Annotated in this window: 1 rRNA gene; it reads right to left on the reverse strand. The window is 53.6% G+C overall.

Annotated features, from left to right (window positions below):
* Positions 1 to 515, reverse strand: a 23S ribosomal RNA gene (locus tag HB631_RS26800); the annotation flags it as partial.

Here is a 515-nt window from a genome sequence, read left to right on the forward strand (position 1 = left end):
CGCTGCCGCGGCTTCGGTGCATGGTTTAGCCCCGTTACATCTTCCGCGCAGGCCGACTCGACCAGTGAGCTATTACGCTTTCTTTAAATGATGGCTGCTTCTAAGCCAACATCCTGGCTGTCTATGCCTTCCCACATCGTTTCCCACTTAACCATGACTTTGGGACCTTAGCCGGCGGTCTGGGTTGTTTCCCTCTTCACGACGGACGTTAGCACCCGCCGTGTGTCTCCCGTGATAACATTCTTCGGTATTCGCAGTTTGCATCGGGTTGGTAATCCGGGGTGGACCCCTAGCCGAAACAGTGCTCTACCCCCGAAGATGAATTCACGAGGCGCTACCTAAATAGCTTTCGGGGAGAACCAGCTATCTCCCGGTTTGATTGGCCTTTCACCCCCAGCCACAAGTCATCCGCTAATTTTTCAACATTAGTCGGTTCGGTCCTCCAGTTAGTGTTACCCAACCTTCAACCTGCCCATGGCTAGATCACCGGGTTTCGGGTCTATACCCTGCAACTA

It is taken from the genome of Sodalis sp. dw_96 (assembly GCF_018449575.1).
Lineage (GTDB): Bacteria > Pseudomonadota > Gammaproteobacteria > Enterobacterales > Enterobacteriaceae > Acerihabitans.